Source organism: Kitasatospora sp. NPDC001527, from assembly GCF_040298605.1.
Classification (GTDB): domain Bacteria; phylum Actinomycetota; class Actinomycetes; order Streptomycetales; family Streptomycetaceae; genus Kitasatospora.
The window spans coordinates 37978-44187 of record NZ_JBEPAM010000060.1 but is presented as its reverse complement, the minus strand read 5'-3'; the positions used below and the strand labels follow the sequence as shown (position 1 = coordinate 44187).

4 protein-coding genes are annotated in these 6210 nt (G+C 71.2%); 3 read left to right on the top strand and 1 reads right to left on the bottom strand.

Translation table 11 applies throughout. The features are described from left to right. The first annotated feature begins 555 nt into the window (after positions 1-555). The 3 genes from ABT238_RS34440 to ABT238_RS34430 all read left to right on the top strand — a co-directional run bounded on the left by ABT238_RS34440 (position 556) and on the right by ABT238_RS34430 (position 5631). Positions 556-3000, top strand: a complete 2445-nt coding sequence (locus tag ABT238_RS34440; RefSeq protein ID WP_350804004.1) for a DEAD/DEAH box helicase — start codon at positions 556-558, stop codon at positions 2998-3000. 533 nt (positions 3001-3533) lie between these two features. Beyond that, the gene (locus ABT238_RS34435) at positions 3534-4421 is read left to right on the top strand and encodes a replication-relaxation family protein (RefSeq protein ID WP_350804000.1); all 888 of its coding nucleotides are present in this window, start codon (positions 3534-3536) and stop codon (positions 4419-4421) included. A gap of 241 nt (positions 4422-4662) precedes the next feature. Further along, a complete protein-coding gene (locus ABT238_RS34430; RefSeq protein WP_350567667.1) occupies positions 4663-5631 on the top strand; it encodes a replication-relaxation family protein in 969 nt (322 codons plus the stop codon). Between the two features lie 259 nt (positions 5632-5890). Here ABT238_RS34430 and ABT238_RS34425 read toward each other — a convergent pair whose 3' ends face one another. Then, positions 5891-6070 carry a hypothetical protein gene (locus ABT238_RS34425; RefSeq protein ID WP_350567669.1) on the bottom strand — a complete coding sequence of 60 codons (180 nt, stop codon included), beginning with the start codon at positions 6068-6070 and terminating at the stop codon, positions 5891-5893. Positions 6071-6210: the final 140 nt, after the last annotated feature.

Genomic DNA, 6210 nt, shown 5'->3' with positions numbered 1-6210 from the left:
ATCCCGGCGGCAAGCCGCCGGGCAGGGAACGCCTCCGCTTCGCTTCGGCGGAATTCCCGCGCAAGCGCGGGAATTGAATTCCGCAAGCGGAATTCTAGAGGCGGGGAAAACCCGCTTCGCTGGGTTTTCCCGGATTCCCGCAAGCGGGAATCCGATGGCTGACTGGGAGGGGCGGGTGCATCACGCGCGGCACTGTGTAGGCCCAGGAATCCCGGTCTCTCCCCTAGCCTCTCACTCTCCGTGACCTCACGGCGGGTCAAGGCCGGCGCCCCCTGTCGAGCCCGGTGGACTCCGCTTCGCTCCGCCCACTCTGAATGCCCGTCACTGCTCGCCTCCAGAACCCTTGCCATGGGGTGAGTGTACCACTCGGAGCGTGGCTTCATACCCGAAAACCGCCCGCGTCACCTTGGAGCGTGAAGCTTCGGCAAGCCTGATGCATCACGGTGATGCACTGTGTAGAGTCAGTGTTGCAGGCACACCCCCGGCGTTCGACTCTCTTGTGGGTGTTGTGCGATCAAGGAAATCCCCTCCAGCATTCCACGAAGGGACGGGGCCATGCCCATCGAGTTGCGGGACCACCAGATCGAGGCGGTCGACGCGATCATTCGCGCGCTGGACATCCCGCCGGGCGGGGTGATTCCGGCGCGCGGGCTGCGGGCGCAGATTCACGCGGCCTGCGGGACCGGGAAGACGTTCATCTGCGCGGCGGCCGCGCGGCGGATGGTGCCGCGCGGCCGGGTGCTCGTGCTGGTGCCGACGCTGGCCCTGCTGGGGCAGACGGTCAAGGCATGGCGGGAGGTCGGGCACACGGGGCCGGCGGTCGCGGTGTGCTCGATGGAGGACGACGTCGAGCTGTGGTCGATGGACGTGCGCTGCACGACGAACCCGATCCGGCTCGCGATGTGGCACGGCTCGGGTCCGGTCACCATGTTCGCCACCTACAGCTCGCTGGGGGTGCTGGCGGAGGCCTTCGAGGGCGTCTACGGCAAGCGCCTGGACCCGCTGGACCTGGCGGTGGTCGACGAGGCGCACCGCACGTCGGGGAGCCTGGGGAAGGCTTGGGCGGACATCCACCACCAGGAGGTCATCCCGTCGGCCCGTCGGCTGTACGCGACCGCGACGCCGCGGATCTGGCAGGAGCGGCCGGCGCCGGCCTGGGACCTGCGCGAGGGTGAGCGGCACCAGCGGATGCCGGAGGAGATGGCCGCGTCCATGGACGACGAGGCGATCTTCGGCCCGGTCGCGTGGAAGCTCCCGCTGTCCGAGGCGGTCAAGCGGGGCCTGCTCGCGCGCTACCAGATCATCGTCGTCGAGCTCACCGACCCGGTCGTCACCCCGGAGAAGCTGATGAGCACCGAGCGGCGCCAGGAGGAGATCCGTGGGCAGCGGCTCGGCGCCCTCCAGGCCGCCATGCTGCGCACCATGGCGCAGCACCGGTTGCGGACGATGATCACGTTCCATCACCGGACGGTGGAGGCGAACGCGTTCGCGGAGGGGTTGCCGGCGATGGCGCGGCGGCTGCACGCGGCGGATCCGGAGACGTACCCGGAGCGGATCTGGGCGGGCTGGCTGAAGGGTGAGCACGCCGGGGAGCGGCGGGGGCGGGTGATCGGGGAGTTCGGGCGCAGCGCGTTGTGGTCGGTGTTGTGCAACTGCCGGGTGCTGGGTGAGGGGGTGGACATCCGGGCGGTGGACTCGGTGGCGCTGCTGGATCCGAAGGGGGCGCCGCATGACATCGTGCAGGCGATCGGGCGCGCTTTGCGGCAGCAGCCCGGCGAGGGGAAGTTGGCGTCGCTGATCGTGCCCGTCTTTTTGAAGGAGGGTGAGGCGCCGCAGGACATGTTCACCTCGGGGAGTTACCGGCCTTTGGTGAACGTTCTTCAGGCGCTGCGGGCCCATGATGAGGAGGCCGTGGAATTGCTGGCGATTCCTCAGGTCGAGCAGAAGGCGAGCGTGGAGCCGTCCACGGATATCGGCCCGGCTCCGAAGGAGGGCGAGAAGGAAAGCCGGATGCTGCTGCGTTTCTCGGCTCCTCGTGACCCGGTGATGGTCGCGAACTGGGTGAGCTTCCAGGTGATCGACACGGAGCGTCAGGACTGGGCCCGGGGATGGTCGGCGGCCGAGAAGTACTACAAGCGGGAGGGGCACCTGCGGGTGCCGTTCGACCACCGCGAGGCGACGAGGGCCGGGCTGGAGCCACACCAGATGTACCCGCTGGGGCACTGGGTGAGCGAGCAGCGCAAGGCCTACGACGCCGGGCAGATGGAGGGCAAGCGCGTCGAGCGGCTGGAGGCGCTGGGGATGGTGTGGGATCCGCTGGACGCGGCGTGGGAGGAGAACCTCGCCGCGTGCCGGGAGTACTACAAGGACCACCACACCCTGGCGGCGCCGCGCACCGCCACGGCGCTGGACAAGCCGGTCGGGCAGTGGCTGTCCAACCAGCGCCGCCCCGGCGTCCTGGACGGCCGGCCGGACCGGGTGGAGGCGTTGGAGGAGATCGACCCGGACTGGAACCCGGCGTGGCCGCTGGACTGGCAGCGCCACTTCGCCGCCGTGCGCGAGTGCGTCCAGGGCGGCGCCGAGCTGTCCGATCTGCTGCCCGGGGTGACCCTGCACGGGCTGGACGTGGGGCGGTGGCTTGAGCGCCAGCGCCAGCACATCGTGTGGCAGAGCCTGATGGACGGGCAGCAGGGGCGCCTGGCCGCGCTCGGTGTCGAGCCGCTCCCGGCCCCGGCCGGGCAGGACGGGGCGGTGAAGAAGAAGGCCGGCGCCGGGAAGCCGAGCGCGTTCGACCGCGGTCTGGCCGCGCTCGCCCTGTACCGGGAGCGCACCGGGACGGTGACCGTGCCGCGCCAGCATGTCGAGCCGGTCCCGGATGGCGACGGCGGCACGGTGGAGGTGAAGCTCGGAGTGTGGATCTCCAACACCAAGAGCCGCCGGGCGAAGCTGACCGGCGAGCAGCTGGAGCAGCTCGCCGCGCTCGGCCTCGACTGGCGCTGACCCCGCCCGGCCCTCCTGCCCGCTGAAGGCTCTCCAGGGCGCCTGTGCCCGCTCTGCCCACCGTGTCCGAGGAACGCGGCGGGCAGAGCCGTCTCCACCTCCTCCAGCGGCCTTCCAGGGCCGCCCGCGCCCCGCGCCGCCCCACCCACGCGCGGCCGGCACCAGCCGGACGCCGAAGAAGAAAGAGCCCGCCGCAGGCGCCGAACCCGACCGACAACGACAACTGCCAACTACCAAGACCAAAAGAAGAAGAAGAGAGGGTTGTCTGGGTGGTGAGTTCCACCTTGACGCCCACTCACCACCACCCCTGACCTGCGACTTCTACCGAATGCGGGGCGCAGCGGGCGGGTGGGTCGGCCTCGGGTTGGCGCACCGGTTCTCACCACCTGTTGTCGGGCCGGTTGGTGCGCCTGTTGTCGGATCGTGATCGCTGGGGCCCTTGGTGGTGAGAAATCCGGTGAGAAGCGTGGGCTTTCCTGCGGGTGTTCCGCCGCCGCCCGGGCGGCGGGCGCCGACCTTCGAGGAGCCCCGTGATGGCTGCGCCGCCCGAGATCGACCACGCCGTGGTCGCCGCGCTGTTCCAGTTCCGGATGGCCACGGCCGAGCAGCTGCGCGTCCTGCACACCCCCGGCAGCGGGCCGGAGCTGATGCGCCGGCGCCTTCGCCGGCTGAAGGAGGAGGGCCTGGTCGAGGACGTCGTTCTCCCGCAGGCCGGGAAGCTGCGGGCCTGGTACCTGACCGGGCGGGGCGCGCGGATCGCCGCCCGCTTCCCGGAGCTGGAAGGCGTGGCCTCGCCGCCGCTGCCGGAGGACAAGACCGAGGCGCGGCTGCGGGTCGGGCACATCCTGGCCGTCACCCGCACCCAGGCCGCCTTCGTCGCCGGCGCCCGCACGGTCGGCGACGAGTGCCGGCCGCTGGACTTCCTGCCAGAGGTCTACCACCGCTACGGCGAGGGCCCGGGCGGCGCCGTCATCCCCGACGGCCTGCTGCACTACACGACCGGCGGACCGGACCGGGCGCTGCACCGGGCCTTCGTCGAGGTCGACCGCGGCACCATGGCCAGCGAGAAGCTCGCCGCCAAGCTGATCGGCTACGCCCGCTTCCACGACCACCGCCCGATCCCGCCGCACCTGAGGCGCACCTCGCACGCCCTGAGCATCCTGCCGGCCTGGCAGCAGCACTACACCGTCTTCCCGCGGCTGCTGTTCGTCCTCGCCGACACCGGCGAGCGCGCCGCCCGGCAACGCATCCGCGACCTCCAGGCCATCGCCGCCGGCCACCCTCTCGTCGCCCGGATGCTGACGGGCGTGAAGGCCGGCGCGGCCCGGCTGGACGACCTCGAGGAACACGGCCCGGGCGCCGCCGTGTGGCATTCGCTCGCCGACCACACACGGCCCCGGTGCGGGGCCTGGGAGCTGTAGGGCGCGCGGTTCTCCGGGTTCCCGGCCCCGCCATCAAGGTATGCGGCCGCTCCATCAAGGTGTCCGAAGCGGTCGTCAAGGGAATCCACCAACCTTGGCGGATTCCTTGACGACCGGCCGTTACGTGATCGTTGCGGCCAAAGGGGCTGTTCACCAAGGTATCCACCAAGGAACGCGGGGTTCCCTACGGCGACCGCGCGCGGCACCGGGCTGCGCGCCGAGCCGAAAGGAGCACATCGCGATGACTTCGTCCAGGACGAGGGCGAGGAGCGGGGCGGAGCCGGACAGCGAGACGCGGGAGGTGGAGATCACCTGGGCGGTGCTCGCCGCGCTGTTCCAGTTCCGCATCGCCACCGCCGAGCAGCTGCGCCGGCTGACCGCGCCGGACGCGGGGGTCGAGAAGATGCGGGCGCGGCTGCGCCGACTGCGGGCGGAGGGCCTGGCCGCGGAGCTGGTGCTGCCGCAGTCCGGGCGGACCAGGGGCTGGTTCCTGACCGAACACGGCGCTCGGATCGCCGGCGCCTTCCCCGAGCTGGCGGACATCCCCGCCCCGCGCACCCCCGGGGACGAGACCGCGTTCAAGTACACGGTGTGGCACCAGCTCGCCGTCGTGCGCACCCACCTCGCGTTCCTCACCGACGCCCGCGAGCGCGGGGACGCCTACGGGCCGTTCGACTTCGTACCGGAGGTCACCCACCGCTTCGCCGAGGGCAAGGAGGGCACGGTGCGCCCGGACGGCCTGGTCCACTACACCCGCCACACCACCAACGGACTGGTCAACAACACGGCGTTCGTCGAGCTGGACCGCGGCACGATGGGCGGGGTGCGGCTGGCGGCGAAGCTGCACGCCTACGCCCGCTACTGGTCGACCGCGCCGCTGCCGGCCGGGATGCGGGCGGGCACCATCGAGGCCGTGCAGGGCGGGCGCCGGCCGCTGTGGGAGCGCCGCTACATGGCCTTCCCGCGGCTGCTGTTCGTCCTCACCGGCACCGGCGACACCGGCTTCGGCAACCGCTGCCGGCAGCTGGAGCTCACCGCCCGCAGCCACCAGGTCGCCCGGATGCTGCAGAGCGTCCCGGCCGGGGTCGCCAGTCTGGAGGACCTGGAGGCCGACGGCCCGGGCGCCGACAACTGGTGGCCGCTCACCGACCTCGACAGCGGCCCCGTGCCCTGGTGGGAACTCACCGGCACCAAGCCCGACCAGCGCTGACAACCACGCCATCTTGATGCCCGCCCCAGGACCTCCCGGGGCGGGCATCAAGGTATCCACACCCGGCCCCACCAATGCTCTGACCTGCGAAATTACCGCGCCTTTGCCGAACACCAAGGTATCGGCGAGGTGGCCCGGGGCGGCGGTCAAGGTGAATCGAGAATCGCCGATCCGGGCACCGGGGCGGGATGAGCGGAGCCAGGCCGGTGCCGGGGAACATGCCGGGATGGGGCCCTGTACGCGGTCCCGGCAAGAGGGGCTACTCCTCCGGCTGTTCGTTGTACATGGGGACCTGGAACGACTCGCCCGCCCGGATGGTGATGTCGTGTCCGGAGACGTTCTGGACGTTGAGCACCGCCTCCCCCTCGTTGGAATCGCCGACGCCAGTGGTGACGAAGTAGGTGGACGGGATCCTGCTCGAAGAGAAGGGGTTCTGCATGGCTGCTCCGTAGTCAGGTGCGGACGAGGAGCGCGGGGCCGCGCTCGTCTACCTGTAGCCCGACCGGCACGGGGGCAACCACGCACCACGGCCGAACCGTCCGAACGAGCGCCACAGACGCACACCAGTCCACCGGGTGC

Coding starts and splice junctions, on each gene's coding strand:
- ABT238_RS34440 (WP_350804004.1), top strand. CDS start 556: ATGCCCATCGAGTTGCGGGACCACCAGATCGAGGCGGTCGACGCGATC.
- ABT238_RS34435 (WP_350804000.1), top strand. CDS start 3,534: ATGGCTGCGCCGCCCGAGATCGACCACGCCGTGGTCGCCGCGCTGTTC.
- ABT238_RS34430 (WP_350567667.1), top strand. CDS start 4,663: ATGACTTCGTCCAGGACGAGGGCGAGGAGCGGGGCGGAGCCGGACAGC.
- ABT238_RS34425 (WP_350567669.1), bottom strand. CDS start 6,070: ATGCAGAACCCCTTCTCTTCGAGCAGGATCCCGTCCACCTACTTCGTC.